This is a genomic window from Flavobacterium araucananum, from assembly GCF_002222055.1.
Taxonomy (GTDB): Bacteria; Bacteroidota; Bacteroidia; order Flavobacteriales; family Flavobacteriaceae; genus Flavobacterium; species Flavobacterium araucananum.
This window is the reverse complement of record NZ_MUGS01000002.1, coordinates 14,642-32,994: the sequence shown is the minus strand read 5'-3', so window position 1 is coordinate 32,994 and position 18,353 is coordinate 14,642. Positions and strand designations below refer to the sequence as shown.

The following is an 18,353-nucleotide window of genomic DNA, read 5'->3' as shown; positions in this document are numbered from 1 at the left end:
ATTATGATATTTTGTTACATAAAACTAACGATTAACACTGTGTTAAGATTTTTATCTTAATATTTAAGAAACATCTGCGGCTTGTAAAACACCGTTTTTTTCTGTTTTTACAATAAAAAAGCGAAGTAAGTAACTTGAAGATCGTGCAAAATCAAAAAACGAAATTGTCTGAGTACGTCTTTCCGTAATAAAATACCGAATGCAAATTGTAAACTTGTACTTCCAAAACCATAAATACAATCTATGAAAACAAAACTACTCTTATTGTTATTATTAGCAAATTTTTCTATTTATGCGCAAACCAATCTAGTCTCAAATGCCGGATTTGAAAACTGGATAGCTGGTGTGCCTCAAAACTGGACCATTTCTAATTCTGTCACTTCTAATGGTGATGCTAATACAGGACTATACAGTGCAAAATTATCATTTACAACTCTATCTCCTAAAATTATTACCCAGGTGCCAATGAAAGCCGGCGTCACTTATACTGTAAAATTCAAGTATAAATTTGTATCTTCTAATTATGGAGGAGATCATCCGATTGCTTTGAATATATCAAAAAACGGGAGCAGCAGCACTTTGTCCACCAGCACTTTTGCAACCAATAATTTATGGACAGAAAAGGCAACTACTTTTACTCCAGACAATGATCTTTCGTACGATTTATCTATTTCTACGTTTAGTTTTGACGGTGCCAGTTTCATTGTTTTAATTGATGACATCGAGGTTTATGTTCAGGGAGCAGAACAATATACCTTGATTCCCGATGCGAATTTTGAAAACAAACTAATCAGTCTGGGTTTTGATTCAGGTACTCCAGACGGAAGGATCCTGACTTCGAGAGCGGCTCTTGTAACTTATTTAAACCTTTACAACAGCTCTATTACAGACCTTACCGGGATTGAGGCTTTTGTTTCTTTAAAAAGCTTAGATTGCTCTACTAATCGATTGACTAGATTGAATGTGTCTAAAAATAGCGCTCTAAACTATTTAGATTGCAGCAATAACCTAATAACGACACTGGATCTGTCTAATAACACATTGTTACTTACGGCAAGGTGCATATATAATAAATTAACAGCACTTGATTTTTCTAATAATACAGCCCTTACATCTATTCGATTTGGTCACAATCAACTAACAAGCATAAATGTTTCTAAGCAGTCAGCGCTGGAAGAACTTGATTGCAGCTATAATAGTATTAAGGTTCTCGATGTGACTTCTAATCTAAATCTGTGGATGCTAATGTGTGACAACAATTTGTTAGAGAGTCTAAACCTAAGTAAAAACACTAAACTTACTTATCTGTTTGCCAACATAAATAGATTAACCAGTTTAAATATTCAAAACGGAACAAATTATTTATTTAATCCTAATACGTCTGTTGCAGCCTTTTATGGTAACCCGGATCTAAGATGCATTCAGGTAGATAATGTGGCAGAGGCGAATGAGCGTTGGGTGAACAGAAAAGATGCAATCGCAAGTTTCAGTACAGACTGCGCAGCTTATACCTTAATACCAGATACCAATTTTGAAAAAAAACTAATTGCCCTAGGCATTGACAAGGATGGTGCAAATGGCAAAGTTCTGACTTCAAATATTGCCTCAGTAACTTACCTGAACATTACTCATAGTTCTATCACAGATCTGACAGGAATTCAGGACTTTAGAGCTTTGACTAATTTATATTGTTACGGAAACCAAATTGCCAATCTGGATATTTCAAATAATTTAAATTTAAGTACCTTGAGTTGTGGTGAGAATAAATTAACCTCTCTGAATGTATCCAGTAATTTAGCCTTAAAATCTTTGACTTGTTCTTACACTCAATTATCAACGATTGATGTTTCTAGAAATTTAGCTTTAGAAGAACTTAATGTTTCTGTAAATAATTTAATAAATATCGATGTTTCTAAAAATCTTTTATTGAAGAAATTAGAAATTGCTAATAATAATATTCCAGCGATTGATGTAACTCCTTATAAAGATTTAGAAACACTTTCTATTTCCTATACTAAAATAACAAACATTGATGTATCTCAAAATTTAAAGCTTACTTCGCTACTTACTGCTGGAAACAAGTCCTTAAAAAGTCTTGATGTTACTAAAAATACTGCTCTTAAATATTTGCTAACCGCAGACTGTTTATTATCAACAATAAATGTATCTCAAAACAAGGCCTTAGAAATTCTGGATATTGGTCGTAATAAAATCGAAACATTAGACGTATCAAACAATCCGGCATTAACATCATTATATGTTGAGTCAAATCTGCTAACAAGTATAAATCTTAACAATAACAACAATACCTTACTTACCAATACCGTTTTTTTTGGATCAAATCCAAAATTATATTGTATTCAGGTTGATAATGTAGAATATGCAAATACAAATTGGTCAGATAAAAAAGACATAACTACAAATTTTTCTTCAACTCCTTGCCCATCTTCTGATTCTTATACTTTAATTCCTGATATTAATTTCGAAAACAAACTGATTTCTTCTGGTGTTGATACTGGAGTTCCAGACGGAAGAGTACTAACTGCAAACGTTCGAACGCTAACTAATCTATCTTTAAGCAATAGCTCGATTAAAAACTTAACGGGAATTGAAGACTTTAAAGAGTTAAGATTTCTGGATATCAGAAAAAATCAAATAGAAACTTTAGATCTTTCTTCAAATACAAAATTACTGGACATAAATGCCAGCGAAAATGGGTTAACAACTTTAAATGTTTCAAAAAATATTCTATTAACCAATTTGTTGGTTTCAAAAAATCAGTTGACAACTTTAGATTTATCTAAAAATACTCTTTTGAAACTTGTACAATGTACTTTTAATAAATTGACGAACTTAAATATTAACAATGCCTCTCTTATGACCATTTTAAATTGTGGCAATAATGAGTTGACTAGTTTAGATGTGTCCAACAATATCGCATTAATAGATTTAACTTGCGAGAAAAACGCTATAACAAGTCTTAATGTTACAAATAATAAGGCTTTAGAATTTTTATATTGTTCTGCTAACAAACTTACAAGTCTGGATGTTACAAAAAATATAAATTTGTGGGCTTTATATTGTGATATGAACCAACTAACTACCCTAAATGTGTCAAAAAACACATTGCTTAATCAATTGTATGTTTATAATAATTCTTTGACAGCTATTGATGTTTCAAAAAATACAGAATTGTCTATTTTTTACTGTTTTTACAATCAGCTAACAAGTGTGGATATTTCTAACAATCCGAAAATAACTTATTTACAGGCCGATCTGAATAAATTGACATCATTGAATCTAAAAAATGGAAAAAATACAATTATTGACCGTAAGTATACAAATTTCAACAATAACCCAAATTTAAGTTGTATTATTGTTGATGATGTAGCGTATTCTAATGCAAATTGGTCAAACCTAAAAGACGCTACTGCCTCTTATGCTGCAACATGTAGCACATTAGGTCTTTCAGATACTGCTTTTGACAAAGTAGCGGTATATCCAAACCCAACAAAGGGCGAAGTAAACATTAATAATATTGCTTTAGAGAAAGCAACTGTTTACAACTCATTAGGGCAATTAGTAAAAACATTTGTACTTAATCCAGGAGACACAAACAACACCATAAATTTATCCGGTTTACCAAAAGGAATTTATTATGTATACCTAATTAATGAAGATGCTGCTTCTGCCAAGAAAATTATTCTTGAATAAATAATATAATTTAGTTCAACCAAAAAATCCCATTCGCCGCGGCGAATGGGATTTTTTATGTTTTAAATTTTAATCTAAAAAATATCTTCGCAAGTAAAAACGTCCGCCAACCGAACACCTTTTTCTGTATGTTCTACCGTTATAATTTGATTATGGGCATCATGTTCTAAAAATAAATAATGGTTATGATCTGCCGCTGCATTCAAAAATTTAGATTTTTCCGGCATTGTCAATAAAGGTCGCGTATCATATCCCATAACATAAGGCAACGGAATATGTCCGGCTGTCGCTAACAAATCTGCACAAAAAATGATGGTTTTATCCTGATATTGAATATGCGGAATCATTTGTTTTTCGGTATGACCATCAACATAATAAATTCCAAAATTTAATTCTTCAGAGAATGCTAAGCCGGTTCGTCCTTCGTCCTCGGGTCCCAAATCATTTTCTGGACGTTTTATAAAATTCAATTGTCCACTTTCCTGCATTGGCAAAATATTCTCTGACAAAAAAGAAGCTTTCTCTCTGGCATTAGGTTTTGTAGCCCAATCCCAATGGTTCTCATTGGTCCAAAATTTAGCATTTTTAAAAGCTGGCTCATAGAATGTTTTATCTGAATTCCATTGCACACTTCCACCACAATGATCAAAATGAAGATGTGTCATAAAAACATCTGTAATATCATCGCGATGAAAACCATATTTTGCCAATGATTTATCTATCGAATGCGATCCCCAAAGCGAGTAATAGCCAAAAAACTTTTCAGATTGTTTATTTCCCATTCCGGTATCAATAAGAATCAGTCGATTCCCATCTTCGATAAGTAAACAACGTGCTGCAATATCAATTAGATTATTAGCATCTGCGGGATTGGTTTTGTTCCAGATTGTTTTGGGTACAACACCAAACATAGCACCACCATCTAACTTAAAATTTCCGGATTCTATAGGGTAAAGTTTCATGAGAATATTTTTCTAATATGGAAACAAAGCTAGGAAATCCAATTTCGTTATGCTAAAATTTACCTTTTAAAAGCAAAATGATTTTTCAATTTTTAATAAAAGGCTTTTATAAAAACAATAAATACGGCTTCAATTGCAAGTTCGATTACCAATATAACTAATATCTATTTTAACATTTGTTATAATAATGTGAACCGTTATGGAAAAAGGTTTTTAAGTCGTATCTTTGCAGATAATTTCATTTCAACATTGAAAGACAGCACTTTAAAATGTAATCATTTAATTACTATTTTGAAAGCAAATTCAAATGAAAGCAAAAACAAATACCATAAACAATGATAAAAGTTTCTGATACTGCCAAAAAGAAAATCATCGATTTAATGAAAGATGATGGTTTTGATGCTGCTAGCGACTACGTAAGAGTAGGCGTAAAAAGTGGCGGATGCTCTGGTTTGTCATATGATTTAAAATTTGACAAATCCAAAGGCGAAGACGATAAAATATTTGTAGACAACGACATAACAATTGCAGTTGAAAAAAAATCATTTCTATATTTAGCCGGAACAATACTTGAATTTTCAGGCGGGTTAAACGGAAAAGGTTTTGTATTTAATAACCCAAATGCAAGCAGAACCTGTGGTTGCGGAGAATCTTTTTCTCTTTAAAATAATTAAATGATTGCAAAATTTAAAGATTTAAAAATTACAAAAGTGATTTTATTTAAATTCTTCAATTTTTAAATCTTTCAATAAAAAAACAATGAGCAAATACACTGAAGACGATTTAAAAATCGAACTCGAAACCAAAGAATACGAATACGGATTTTATACCGATATAGAGTCGGAGACATTCCCTATAGGCTTAAACGAAGATATCGTGAGAGCTATTTCTCTTAAAAAAGAAGAACCTCAATGGATGACCGACTGGCGCATCGAGGCTTTTCGAGCATGGAAAGAAATGATTGAACCAGAATGGGCAAATGTTCATTATCAAAAACCTGATTTTCAGGCAATATCATACTATTCCGCTCCAAAACAAGTTGACCCAAACAAAACTTTAGACGATGTAGATCCGGAACTTCTTGAAATGTACAAAAAGTTAGGTATCTCTGTCGATGAGCAAAAAATGATGAACAATGTCGCTATGGATATTGTTGTCGACTCTGTTTCTGTGGCTACGACTTTCAAAAAAACATTGGGAGAAAAAGGAATTATTTTCTGTCCAATTTCTGAAGCTATCAAAGAACATCCTGAATTAGTTCGTAAATATTTAGGAACTGTTGTACCTCAAAAAGACAACTTTTATGCCGCATTAAACTCTGCCGTTTTCTCTGACGGAAGTTTTTGTTATATTCCAAAAGGCGTTCGTTGCCCAATGGAACTTTCAACTTATTTTAGAATCAATCAGGCAGGAACAGGACAATTTGAAAGAACTCTTGTGATCGCTGATGAAGGAAGTTATGTTTCCTATCTGGAAGGTTGTACTGCACCAAGTCGTGACGAAAACCAACTGCACGCTGCCGTAGTAGAACTAATTGCTATGGATGATGCTGAAATTAAATATTCTACCGTTCAAAACTGGTTTCCCGGAAACAAAGAAGGAAAAGGTGGAGTTTATAACTTCGTAACCAAAAGAGGTTTATGCGAAACAAATGCTAAAATCTCATGGACACAAGTAGAAACCGGTTCTGCTGTAACCTGGAAATATCCTTCTTGTGTATTAAAAGGAGACAATTCGGTAGGAGAATTTTATTCGATCGCCGTTACCAATAATTACCAACAAGCAGATACAGGAACTAAAATGATCCATTTAGGAAAAAACACTAAATCGACTATTATTTCTAAAGGTATCTCGGCAGGTAAATCACAAAACAGTTACCGCGGATTAGTGCAAATTAGCCCGAGAGCTGAGAATGCACGTAACTTTTCGCAATGTGATTCTCTTTTAATGGGGAACAATTGCGGGGCACATACTTTTCCTTATATCGAAAGTAAAAATCCATCGGCCAAAATAGAACACGAAGCAACGACAAGTAAAATTGGAGAAGATCAGGTTTTTTACTGCAACCAAAGAGGTATACCAACTGAAAAAGCGATTGCCTTAATTGTAAACGGTTTTAGTAAAGATGTACTGAACAAACTTCCTATGGAATTTGCGGTTGAAGCTCAAAAATTATTAGAGATTTCTTTAGAGGGATCTGTAGGTTAATAAAACGCAAAAATTATGGACATCATCTTAAAAAATGTAAAGAAAAAAGATTTTCCGGTTTTTCAATCACTGGCAAAATCTCTTGGTTTTGAAATTATTGAAGAAAATGAAAAACCATATAACCCAGAGTTTGTAAAAGAGATTCTTGAAGCAGAACAAAGTATAAAAGACGGCAAAGGAATTAAAATAAAACTTGAAGATTTGTGGAAGTAATTTATTCTGAAAAAGCTCAAAAAGACAGAGAGTTTTGGAAAAAATCTGGCAATAAAGCAATCATGAATAAAATTACTGCCTTGATTGAAGATATGCAACTACACCCTTTTGAAGGCATTGGAAAACCTGAGCCTTTAAAACACGAACTGTCAGGAAAGTGGTCAAGACGAATTAATCAAGAACACCGCATAATTTATAGAGTTACTGAAGAAGATACAATCGAGATATTAGATATTCTTTCATTAAAAGGACATTACGAATAAGCATTAATGGAAAACAAAAAAGTAATCATTTTAGGTTCATCCAGAAAAAACGGAAATACAACAAAAATTGTAGACGAAATTTCTAAAGAACACAAGATAGAGGTAATTGATTTAAGTGATTATAATATTTCTTATTATGATTATGAAAGCAAAAACAGAGAAGATGATTTTTTTCCTTTAATAAAAGGGATTATCGAAAAGTACGACACTTTAATTTTTGCAACGCCCATATATTGGTATAACATGAGTGGAATTATGAAGGTTTTCTTTGATCGCTTTTCGGATTTAATCCGAATTGAAAAAGAAACCGGAAGAAAACTGAGAGGAAAGAAAATTGGCGTGATATCAAATTCACATGACGATGAAATTGAAGAAAGTTTTTACATTCCGTTCAAAAAATCAGCCGATTATTTAGGCATGGAATATTTAGGCCACGCGCATTTTAATGCCAACATCCTAAACCAAACAACAAAAATAGAATTGACATTTATATAAAATAAAAAAACAATGTTATCAATAAAAAACCTTCACACCTCAATTGGTGATAAAGAAATCCTTAAAGGAATAAATATAGAAGTTAAAGCTGGCGAAGTACACGCTATCATGGGACCTAATGGTTCTGGAAAAAGTACCCTTTCGGCTGTAATTGCCGGAAACGAAAACTACGAAGTTACAGACGGACAAGTTTTCCTTGACGGAGAAGATCTTGCTGATCTTGCTCCGGAAGAAAGAGCACACAAAGGAGTTTTCCTTTCTTTTCAATATCCTGTAGAAATTCCCGGAGTAAGTGTTACGAACTTCATGAAAACTGCCATTAACGAAACTCGTAAAGCAAACGGTCAAGCCGAAATGCCTGCGAATGAAATGCTAAAAGTAATTCGTGAGAAATCTGAATTGTTAGAAATTGATCGTAAATTTTTATCCCGTTCTTTAAACGAAGGTTTTTCAGGAGGAGAGAAAAAAAGAAACGAAATTTTCCAGATGGCAATGTTAGAGCCAAAATTAGCTATTCTTGACGAAACCGATTCTGGTCTTGATATCGATGCACTAAGAATTGTGGCTAATGGGGTTAATAAATTGAAAAGCGAGAAAAACGCAATTATCGTTATCACACACTACCAACGTTTGTTAGATTATATCGTTCCGGATTTCGTTCACGTTCTTTATAACGGAAGAATTGTAAAATCAGGTGGAAAAGAACTGGCTTACGAACTGGAAGAAAAAGGATACGACTGGATTAAAGCAGAAAACTAGTTTACAGTTACAGGTTACAGTTTACAAAAACTATAACTTATAACTCATAACTTATAACTACGAAAATGGATTTAAAAGAAAAATTAGTATCGTCTTTTATGGCTTTTGAAGAGCGTGTTGATGTACATTCAGATTTACATGACATACGAACAAATGCCTTAAAAAACTTTGAAAATAAAGGTTTCCCAACCAAAAAAGAAGAAGCCTGGAAATATACATCGCTAAACGCCATCCTAAAAAATGACTTTACGGTTTTTCCTAAGCAAGAAAATGCAATCGAATTTAATCAGGTAAAAAAATACTTTTTACACGAAATCGATACTTATAAATTAGTATTTATCGATGGCGTTTTTAGTTCGCATTTGTCTTCTACTACGCATGACGGAATCGATGTTTGCCTGATGTCATCAGCATTGACCAAGCCAAAATACAAAATGATTATTGATACTTACTTCAATCAGATTGCAAGCAAAGACGAAAGTTTGACTTCGTTAAATACTGCTTTTGCAAGCGAAGGAGCTTTTATCAATATTCCTAAAAAGAAAGTAGCTGATAAACCTATTGAGATTATGTATTTCTCAACAGGAAACGAAGCTGCATTAATGGTACAGCCTCGAAATTTGGTTATTGTGGGCGAGAATTCACATGTGCAAATTATAGAGCGTCACCAAAGTTTGAATGAGAATCCGGTTTTAACCAATTCGGTTACCGAGATTTACGCTCAAAAACGTGCCATTATTGATTACTACAAAATACAAAATGACAATAGCGAAGCAAACTTAGTTGACAATACTTATGTTTCTCAACAACAAGAAAGCCACGCTTCTGTACATACATTTTCGTTTGGTGGAAATCTAACGCGTAACAACTTAAACTTTTTTCACTATGGGGAAAGATTAACGAGTACGCTTAACGGAATCACAATTCTTAGCGACAAACAACACGTTGATCATTATACATTGGTAAACCACTCAACGCCTAATTGTGAGAGTTTCCAGGATTATAAAGGAATTTTCTCTGATCGCTCTACAGGAGTTTTCAACGGAAAAGTTTTGGTAGAAAAAGATGCTCAAAAAACAAATGCTTTCCAAAAAAGCAACAACATTTTATTGAGTGACAAAGCAACTATCAACGCAAAACCGCAATTAGAAATTTTTGCTGATGACGTAAAATGTTCTCACGGTTGTACCGTTGGACAACTAGACGAAACAGCTATGTTCTACATGCAATCACGCGGAATCCCGAAAAAAGAAGCTAAAGCTTTACTGATGTACGCATTCTCGAATGCCGTTATCGAAAGCATTAAAATACCAGAATTAAAACAACGTATTACTAAAATTATTGCCACGAAATTAGGCGTGAATTTAGGATTTGATTTGTAGTTTAGTTTTACCGCAAAGACACAAAGGTTTCGCAAAGTTCGCAAAGTTTTTTATATAAGCTTTGCGAACTTTGTGTTTTTATATCTTGCGTTCTTTGCAGTTAAATTCTATTTCTTCACACTCTCAATTATCCCTTTCAAAAACCCGTTAAAATCAAATCCCTGGTCCTCTTCTTTCAATCCCATTCTTACGATCACCATATCCAGAGACGGAATAATCGCTACCATTTGCCCTTGATATCCGCTACAATAAAACATATCGCGAGGGACATCCGGGAATTTACCTCCGGCGTTTAACCAAAATTGCGCTCCATAAGCTCCTTTAGATGTATTTGTGGGCGTTGCAGAATATTTTACCCAGCTTTCATCCAGAATTTGTTCTCCGTTCCAATTTCCTTTGTGCAGGTATAATAATCCAAATTTAGACCAATCGCGAGCTGTTGCCCAAGCATAAGAAGAACCTACAAAAGTTCCTGTCATATCTTGCTCGACAATCATCGAATTCATCCCTATCTTATCAATTACAGCACTGTACCAAAAATCAAGATATTCTTGCTGGGTTTTAAACTGACTTCTTAAAATTCCGGACAATAAGTTGGTCGTTCCTGATGAGTAATTCCAATGCGTATTGGGTTTAAACTGAGCCGGCTTTTCACGTTGTACTTTTGCCATATCTCCAGATTGAAAAAGCATTATTGTAGCATCGCAAATTTTGCTGTAATTCTCTTCCCATTCCAATCCTGAATTCATGTGCAGTAAATCGTTTATGGTGATAATTTTACGATCGTCATTTTTCCATTCGGCAATTGGTGCCGGTTTGTAAATATCAATTTTACCTTGTTTTGCCAAAACTCCAAAAGCAGAACTTGTGATACTTTTTGTCATTGACCAGCCTAAAATTTTACTCTCTTTATTAAAGCCTGTATCATATTTTTCGGCAATCAATTTATCTTTATACAAAACTACAACGGCACGAGTGCATTTTGCTTTTCTGCCATTTTTATCAAAAGAATCTTCAACTGCTTTTTTCAGTTTAGAATAATCCACATTCGAAAAAAGGGTGTCTTTAGATTCCTTATTTCCGTAAGGAAAAGGGAGATTATTAATCAATTTAGTTCTTTTTGGAAGCAAATAAGGTTTTGAAACATCATAATCATCATCAATTAAAGTTGCACCTAAACCTTCCCGATAAATCGCTTTTCTTTCTTTTAATCCATAAACAGAAGATGTTGCCAATTTTCCGGCTTCATCAATTTTATTCGACGCCAGATCCATTAACGGAATATCATTGTCTGATTTTTCGATTAATTCTTTTGATCGATGATCTAAGAAATGTCCTGAAGCAATACTTTTGGCCGAAAAGCCTGAGATCAATTCAAGTTTTGGATAAGTCGTAAATCCAAAATAAAAAACGACAATCAGTAAAACAAGCACAAGTAACCTGATGATTTTTTTCATATTGTTAAAAGATATTTTTTACTGCAATATAAATAATTTATCCTCACTATTTTAGCACTTAATTTAGATTTTAAACTAACATAATTTACAAAATAAAACTAAACTTTAGAGAATCGACATTAGGGCTCTGCATTGATAGCACCATAAAAGGAAATTATAGTTTTGATGGATAAACCAATTTAGTTTTAGTACTTTTGTAAATAGAATTTTTCTAAATAAGACATGTTAGACATCCAAAAAATAAGAGCTGATTTTCCGATACTTTCGGAAAAAGTGAACGGAAAACCTTTGGTTTATTTCGACAACGGAGCAACTTCACAAAAACCACAAATTGTGATCGATGCGATTGCAACCTATTATCAGGAAATAAATGCCAACATTCACCGAGGTGTTCACACACTAAGTCAATTGGCAACTGATGCTTACGAAATTTCGAGAGTAAAAATCCAACATCATATCAATGCTAAATTCTCGCATGAAGTACTTTTTACTTCCGGAACGACGCACGGAATCAATTTAGTGACCAATGGTTTTGCTTCAATTTTAAAACCCGGTGACGAAGTAATTGTTTCGGCATTAGAACACCATAGTAATATTGTGCCCTGGCAAATGTTATGCGAAAAAACGGGAGCTACGCTTAGAGTGATTCCTATGAACGAAGAAGGCGAACTAATTATGGACGCTTTTGAGGCACTACTTTCAGAAAAAACTAAGGTTGTAACGGTAAATCATATTTCGAATGCTTTAGGGATCATAAATCCTATCAAGTATATAATCGAAAAAGCACATGCTGTTGGCGCTGCTGTTTTAATTGATGGTGCACAAGCTGTTCCGCATTTAAAACCGGACGTTCAGGATTTAGATTGTGATTTTTATGCTTTTTCCGGACACAAAATGTGTGGTCCTACCGGAACCGGAATTTTATACGGAAAAGAAGCCTGGTTAAACAAACTTCCTCCTTATCAAGGTGGCGGAGAAATGATCAAAGAGGTTACTTTCGAGAAAACAACTTATGCTGATCTTCCTCATAAATTTGAAGCCGGAACTCCAAATATCGCTGGTGGAATTGTTTTAGGTACTGCTGTTGATTATTTAAACAACATTGGTTTTGACAATATTCAAAAACAAGAAGAAGCTTTACTGGAACATGCTACAAAACGTTTGTTAGAGATCGAAGGGCTAAAAATTTACGGAACAGGAAAAAATAAAGCATCTGTAGTTTCGTTTAATATTGACGGAATTCATCCTTATGACATTGGTTCAATTATCGATAAATTAGGAATTGCTGTTAGAACCGGACATCATTGCGCACAACCTATTATGAACTTTTTCTGTATTCCGGGAACTATTCGTGCTTCATTTTCTTTTTACAATACGATAGAAGAGATTGATACTATGGTTGAAGCAGTCAAAAAGGCAAAAACCATGTTAAGCTAAAAAAATACTTATGAGAACATTATCTTTATTGCTCCTGACCATTTTTATTGGAACGAGTTGTTCAAGCCAAAAAGCAAACGATATGACATCGACACAAATGGAATATTCTGCTGTTTCCCGTGGTCTTTATAAAAAGATAATTGTTCAAAATAAAACAGTTTCAGTTATCAATGGCAAAAATACAGAACCTGTAAAAAGCAAAATAAGCGATGCACAATGGAAACAGATTGTAGCAGAGTTTTCAAAAATTAATTTACAAAATATTCCAACTTTAAAAGCCCCAACTGAAAAACGGTTTTACGACGGTGCTGCAATTGGAAATTTAAAGATCACCCAGAATCAGAAAACATACGAAACTCAGGGTTTCGACAATGGTTCTCCTCCTAAGGAAATAGAAAAATTGGTAAATTTGCTGGTTAGTTTTACGAAAGAATAATTATGACAATAAAAGAAATACAAAACGAAATAATAGACGAATTCTCGATGTTTGATGATTGGATGCAACGTTATGAGTACATCATCGAATTAGGAAAAAGTCTTCCGTTAATCAAAGACGAATATAAAACAGAAGAGAATTTAATCAAAGGTTGTCAATCGAAAGTTTGGCTGCAAGGAGAACAAAACAACGATAAAATTGTATTTACTGCAGATAGTGATGCTATTTTAACCAAAGGAATTATCGCTATTTTAATTCGTGCTTTTTCTAATCAAAAAGCAGCGGATATCATAAATGCTGACACTCTGTTTATTGATGAAATAGGCCTAAAAGAACATTTGTCAGCAACACGCGCAAACGGATTGGTTTCGATGATTAAAAACATCAAAATGTATGCTTTGGCTTTTGATGCAAAAAACAAAAATTAAATTTCTTCTGCCACGAATTAGCACGAATTTTTTAAATATACAAAATGCTTAATTCGGGAAATTTGTGAAATTCGTGGCAAAAAAATATAAAAATAAAATTATGGAACAAGAAATAGACACAAACGAGTTAGGAGAATCAATTGTAAAGGTTTTAAAAAGCATTTATGATCCGGAGATTCCTGTAGACATTTACGAATTAGGATTAATTTATGACGTAATGGTAAACACAGATTACGAAGTAAAGATCCTGATGACCCTGACATCTCCAAACTGTCCGGTTGCGGAAAGTTTACCAAGAGAAGTAGAAGAAAAAGTAAAAACTATTGAAAACATCAAAGAAGTTGATGTCGAAATTACTTTTGATCCGCCTTGGAGTAAAGATTTAATGAGTGAAGAAGCAAAATTAGAATTAGGAATGCTTTAAAAAAGCTTATAGTTTACAGTCGCAGTTTTCAGTAATCAATTGAGATTTGAAACTACCTCTGAGACTAAAAAAGAATTTAAGAATGCCTTAAAAGTATACAGTTTATAGTTTCAGTCACAGTATTTAACTGCGACTGAAAACTGCGACTGAAAACTAAACAAAATGGAAGAAATCATCAATAAAGTTGCCAATAGTGCTTTAATCGTATTTGACCTTGAGGATTATTATCCAAAAGGAACGCGTAAGCAAATTGACATTTCGCAATGGCTTTTAGAAGGTTTTCTATTAAAAGAAAAAGACTTTAGAGAGCACTTAAAAAACCACGATTGGTCGCAATATCAAGATCAATATGTAGCTGTTAATTGCAGCACAGATGCAATTGTTCCTGCCTGGTCTTCGATTTTGGTAGCGATTCAATTGGCACCTTATGCCAAAAAAGTGGTTAACGGAACAATCGAAGATTTAGACGCAAGTTTGTACGAAGAGATTTTAAGTAATCTTGATTATTCTGAATACAAGGGCAAACCAATTATTATAAAAGGGTGTTCTAAAAAACCGGTTCCAACGCGTGCTTATATTTTGGCTGCAACTTATCTGCAACCTTTTGCCAGAAGTATTATGTACGGCGAAGCATGTTCAGCAGTACCTTTGTACAAAGAATCTAAGAAATAACTTTCTTTTACAGCCAATAAATCCTGAACCTTCTATCGGTTTTTAGTATATTTGTTATTACACATTTAAACTATATACCATGAGAAAGCTAACATTATTACTTTTTATTTTAGCGAACTTAACTTTTGTTCAAGCCCAAAATTCTGAAAAAGAATTAATTCAGAATACTGAAAAAGCTGTAAAAAAAATAAATGATACTATCGAAGGAGAAGGCTGGAAAGCAAAAGGGACAGTTTCTCTTTTACTAAATCAGTCCAGTTTTAATAACTGGATTGCCGGTGGCGAAGATAGCTTTTCAGGAACTTTAGGTATCAACTACGATTTCAATTACAAAAAAGATGATCTTACCTGGGACAACAAAGTTTTAGCTTCTTACGGGCTTTTACAAACTAAAAATGCCGACTATGAAAAAAAGACGGATGACAGACTGGAATTTAATTCTATCGTAGGTAAAAAAGCTTTTGGTCAATGGTATTACTCTTTCTTCTTGAATTTCAGAACTCAATTTTCTACGGGTTACTTGTATGACAAGGATGTGAACGGAAAAGAAATCAGAACAGAAAATACTGCCTTTATGTCTCCGGGGTATCTTACTTTTGGACCCGGTATTTATTGGACAAAAGATGATAATTTAAAAATAAACTTTGCACCTTTAACTTCTAAACTAACTTTTGTAGATGGTGCTTATACCTCCGGTATTGATCATACAACAGGTTTACCGTATGTTAGCGGAGATTATTTTGGCGTAGATGCCAACAAAACCATGCGTTACGAATTGGGTTTCTACACCTCTGTCTACTATAAATTGGCGATTATGACCAATGTAACTGCAGAAAACACTTTGAATCTTTATTCTAACTATTTAGAAGATCCTCAAAATGTCGATATCAATTACTCGTTGAATATTATCATGAAAGTAAACAAATTTTTATCTGCCAATTTATCCTTCCAGGCGATTTATGACGACAATGCTTTTAGTGGTTTCCAAACCAGAGAAGTTTTTGGATTAGGTGTTAATTTTGGATTTTAACTAAAACTATAGCTAATATTTTATCGCAAAGAACCCTAAGTTCTTAACGTTGGTTGTATAAAAACACAAAGTTCGCAAAGCTGTATATAGATTTAGCTTTGCGAACTTTCTGTTTTCTGAAGATACTATTATAATAAAATCTTGGCGTTCTTTAGGGTAAAATTAATTTATTCTTGTTCCTCTTCTTCTTTTTCGATTGCATCTTTATAATCCGGATACAAAAACTTATTATAAGGAAATCTCGTGATATGAATCTGACGAACTGCTTCGTAAACTATTTCTCTAAATTCCTCAAAATTCTCTTTTTGTGTAGCCGAAATAAACAATGCTTTGTTCTGACCAACATTACTCATCCAGGTTTGTTTCCATTCCTCAAGCGTGTAATGTCTTCTTGTTTTCTCAGTAATCAAATCATCCTCGTCAATAGTCAAATGTTTGTAGGCATCGATTTTATTAAAAACCATAATCGTTGGTTTATCATTACTCTTGATTTCCAACAATGTTTGGTTTACAGATTCGATATGATCTTCAAAATCAGGATGCGAAATGTCTACGACATGCAATAACAAATCGGCTTCGCGCACCTCATCCAAAGTACTTTTAAAAGAATCTACCAATTGTGTTGGCAATTTTCTAATAAAACCCACTGTATCTGAAAGCAAAAATGGTAAGTTTTTAATCACCACTTTACGAACTGTTGTATCCAGGGTTGCAAACAATTTATTCTCGACAAAAACATCGCTTTTACCTACGGCATTCATTAATGTCGATTTACCAACATTGGTGTATCCTACTAAAGCGACACGAACCATAGCCCCACGATTACTGCGCTGCACGCCCATTTGCTTATCGATCGTTTTTATTTTCTCTTTCAAGAGTGCAATTCGATCACGAACAATACGTCTGTCTGTTTCAATCTCTGTTTCACCGGGTCCGCGCATTCCGATACCTCCTTTTTGACGCTCTAAGTGAGTCCACATACCAGAAAGTCTAGGCAATAAATACTGACATTGCGCCAGCTCTACTTGTGTTCTTGCATAGGATGTCTCGGCTCTTTGAGCAAAAATATCCAAAATAAGGTGTGTTCTGTCTAAGATTTTACAATCTATAATTTTAGATATATTTTTTTGCTGAGATGGCGATAATTCATCATCAAAAACCAAAGTCGATATATCGTTTTCTTTTACAAAAAGGTTAATTTCTTCAATCTTCCCTGTTCCAACAAAAGTTTTAGGATTTGGGCGTTCCATTTTTTGTGAAAAACGTTTTATAACTTCACCTCCGGCGGTATAAGTCAAAAACTCTAATTCATCCAGATATTCGTTAAGTTTTTCCTCACTTTGATTTTGAGTTACAATACCAACAATGGCTGTTCTTTCAAAATTTATAATTTCTTTTTCTAACATAGCTTTGAATAAGGTGCAAATTTAATGATTTGTAAGGTACTAACGCTTATAGAATTTCGTTTTTAAATTCTATTTAGGAAATTAGTTTTACCCTAAAAAGTGAAACCATTTAAAAATTAAGAATCCTAAGAATTTAATCTTAATAAAACTTAATTTCTAAATGGTTTCAAGTACCTCAAAAAGATTTATCTATTCGTAAATAAATGTCTTTTCTGTTTTTACGATTCCGTTCTCTTCAACTTGAGAGCAAGAGATTGGGTAGTTTAATTTATTGTATTTAAATTTTCTGCTCACACCAACCAAAACAGTAGATGAAGGGCTAAAATTCATTTCATTATTATATGATATTGCTTCAAAACTAAACTCTTCTTCATGATAAGAAATCATTGGTACAATTATTTTATAATTATCTCCAAATAAATTCTGAACAATCAATGCGTCTACAGATTTTTTATCATCAAAAGTATAGGTTTTAGATATTTTATCTCCAACCAAACCTTTGTGTTTTACAACATTATCATTGGTGTAAACATATTCGATTTTACCAATAATTGCTTTGTTTTTATCGCGTGAAGTACGTCTTACAATAATCCCGTTTTCGACAATATACTCGATATCATCAACCAAATTTTGGTGATTGGTACTCTTTTTTGTCGTAACCTTTACTCTTGCGCCTTCATAGAAAAAAGTCACTACTTTGGTAATATAGTCATTACCTTCCTGGTATTTTTTAACAAATTTTGTAATGTTATTATCCGCATCATAAGTGTAGTTTACGACTTCTTTCCAGTCACTTCCAATCTTATCTTTTACTGTCATATCCAACAATCCTTTTGTATTGTAAAAAAAGTGCTGAACAACATCTGAGGTGGTAATGGTTTGTATTTTTCCGTCTTTAAAAACAACTGTTTTATTTACAATCTCACCATCTTTAGAGTTTTGGTAATTTGTTTTTACAATGTTAATTTGTTTTAATCTAACAGGTGCCGTGTCCTGGTTCTGACTTTGCAATAAGCAAGGAAAAACCATCATCATGATGGCGATAAAATAGGTTTTCATAGTTTTTG

Annotated in this window: 18 protein-coding genes; 14 read left to right on the top strand and 4 right to left on the bottom strand. The window is 33.4% G+C overall.

Features of this window, described 5'->3' with window-relative positions; all coding sequences use genetic code 11:
• Window positions 1–243: 243 nt before the first annotated feature.
• Entirely contained in the window at window positions 244–3,714 is a 3,471-nt protein-coding gene (locus B0A64_RS00500; protein WP_089477595.1) for a T9SS type A sorting domain-containing protein, read from the top strand.
• A 74-nt stretch (window positions 3,715–3,788) separates the two neighbouring features.
• On the opposite strand, the gene B0A64_RS00495 is transcribed toward B0A64_RS00500, so the two are convergent.
• A complete protein-coding gene (locus B0A64_RS00495) occupies window positions 3,789–4,676 on the bottom strand; it encodes an MBL fold metallo-hydrolase (protein WP_089477594.1) in 888 nt (295 codons plus the stop codon).
• A gap of 335 nt (window positions 4,677–5,011) precedes the next feature.
• Here B0A64_RS00495 and B0A64_RS00490 point away from each other — a divergent pair, with 335 nt between their 5' ends.
• From B0A64_RS00490 to sufD, 7 genes are all read left to right on the top strand, one after another.
• Window positions 5,012–5,341: a HesB/IscA family protein gene (locus B0A64_RS00490; RefSeq protein ID WP_089477593.1), complete on the top strand. Its 330-nt coding sequence runs from the start codon at window positions 5,012–5,014 to the stop codon at window positions 5,339–5,341.
• Window positions 5,342–5,435: 94 nt separating this feature from the next.
• Window positions 5,436–6,884, top strand: a complete 1,449-nt coding sequence (gene sufB, locus B0A64_RS00485; protein WP_089477592.1) for a Fe-S cluster assembly protein SufB — start codon at window positions 5,436–5,438, stop codon at window positions 6,882–6,884.
• Between the two features lie 15 nt (window positions 6,885–6,899).
• Window positions 6,900–7,097: a DUF2683 family protein gene (locus B0A64_RS00480; protein WP_089477591.1), complete on the top strand. Its 198-nt coding sequence runs from the start codon at window positions 6,900–6,902 to the stop codon at window positions 7,095–7,097.
• The gene (locus tag B0A64_RS00475) at window positions 7,088–7,360 is read left to right on the top strand and encodes a Txe/YoeB family addiction module toxin (RefSeq protein ID WP_089477590.1); all 273 of its coding nucleotides are present in this window, start codon (window positions 7,088–7,090) and stop codon (window positions 7,358–7,360) included. The genes B0A64_RS00480 and B0A64_RS00475 overlap by 10 nt, the downstream gene beginning before the upstream one ends.
• A gap of 6 nt (window positions 7,361–7,366) precedes the next feature.
• On the top strand, window positions 7,367–7,855 hold the full coding sequence (locus B0A64_RS00470) for a flavodoxin family protein (RefSeq protein ID WP_089477589.1): 489 nt from the start codon (window positions 7,367–7,369) through the stop codon (window positions 7,853–7,855).
• A 12-nt stretch (window positions 7,856–7,867) separates the two neighbouring features.
• The gene (gene sufC, locus B0A64_RS00465) at window positions 7,868–8,614 is read left to right on the top strand and encodes a Fe-S cluster assembly ATPase SufC (RefSeq protein ID WP_089477588.1); all 747 of its coding nucleotides are present in this window, start codon (window positions 7,868–7,870) and stop codon (window positions 8,612–8,614) included.
• Window positions 8,615–8,679: 65 nt separating this feature from the next.
• On the top strand, window positions 8,680–9,996 hold the full coding sequence (sufD, locus tag B0A64_RS00460; RefSeq protein WP_089477587.1) for a Fe-S cluster assembly protein SufD: 1,317 nt from the start codon (window positions 8,680–8,682) through the stop codon (window positions 9,994–9,996).
• 107 nt (window positions 9,997–10,103) lie between these two features.
• Here sufD and B0A64_RS00455 read toward each other — a convergent pair whose 3' ends face one another.
• Window positions 10,104–11,453 (bottom strand): serine hydrolase domain-containing protein, encoded by a 1,350-nt coding sequence (locus B0A64_RS00455; protein WP_089477586.1) that lies wholly within the window; start codon window positions 11,451–11,453, stop codon window positions 10,104–10,106.
• A gap of 222 nt (window positions 11,454–11,675) precedes the next feature.
• Between B0A64_RS00455 and B0A64_RS00450 the strand changes: the two genes are divergently transcribed.
• From B0A64_RS00450 to B0A64_RS00425, 6 genes are all read left to right on the top strand, one after another.
• Window positions 11,676–12,890 (top strand): aminotransferase class V-fold PLP-dependent enzyme, encoded by a 1,215-nt coding sequence (locus tag B0A64_RS00450; RefSeq protein ID WP_089477585.1) that lies wholly within the window; start codon window positions 11,676–11,678, stop codon window positions 12,888–12,890.
• Between the two features lie 10 nt (window positions 12,891–12,900).
• Window positions 12,901–13,326 (top strand): protein kinase family protein, encoded by a 426-nt coding sequence (locus B0A64_RS00445; protein WP_089477584.1) that lies wholly within the window; start codon window positions 12,901–12,903, stop codon window positions 13,324–13,326.
• Between the two features lie 2 nt (window positions 13,327–13,328).
• Window positions 13,329–13,754: a SufE family protein gene (locus B0A64_RS00440; RefSeq protein ID WP_089477583.1), complete on the top strand. Its 426-nt coding sequence runs from the start codon at window positions 13,329–13,331 to the stop codon at window positions 13,752–13,754.
• 100 nt (window positions 13,755–13,854) lie between these two features.
• A complete protein-coding gene (locus B0A64_RS00435; protein ID WP_035688342.1) occupies window positions 13,855–14,178 on the top strand; it encodes an SUF system Fe-S cluster assembly protein in 324 nt (107 codons plus the stop codon).
• 162 nt (window positions 14,179–14,340) lie between these two features.
• Window positions 14,341–14,850, top strand: a complete 510-nt coding sequence (locus B0A64_RS00430) for a DUF2480 family protein (RefSeq protein ID WP_089477582.1) — start codon at window positions 14,341–14,343, stop codon at window positions 14,848–14,850.
• A gap of 79 nt (window positions 14,851–14,929) precedes the next feature.
• The gene (locus B0A64_RS00425; protein WP_089477581.1) at window positions 14,930–15,880 is read left to right on the top strand and encodes a DUF3078 domain-containing protein; all 951 of its coding nucleotides are present in this window, start codon (window positions 14,930–14,932) and stop codon (window positions 15,878–15,880) included.
• Between the two features lie 167 nt (window positions 15,881–16,047).
• Here the strand turns inward: B0A64_RS00425 and hflX are convergent, their stop codons facing one another.
• Together hflX and B0A64_RS00415 are read right to left on the bottom strand one after the other, a co-directional pair.
• Window positions 16,048–17,286 (bottom strand): GTPase HflX, encoded by a 1,239-nt coding sequence (gene hflX, locus B0A64_RS00420; RefSeq protein ID WP_089477580.1) that lies wholly within the window; start codon window positions 17,284–17,286, stop codon window positions 16,048–16,050.
• A gap of 189 nt (window positions 17,287–17,475) precedes the next feature.
• The gene (locus B0A64_RS00415; protein WP_089477579.1) at window positions 17,476–18,345 is read right to left on the bottom strand and encodes a hypothetical protein; all 870 of its coding nucleotides are present in this window, start codon (window positions 18,343–18,345) and stop codon (window positions 17,476–17,478) included.
• Window positions 18,346–18,353 lie beyond the last annotated feature (8 nt).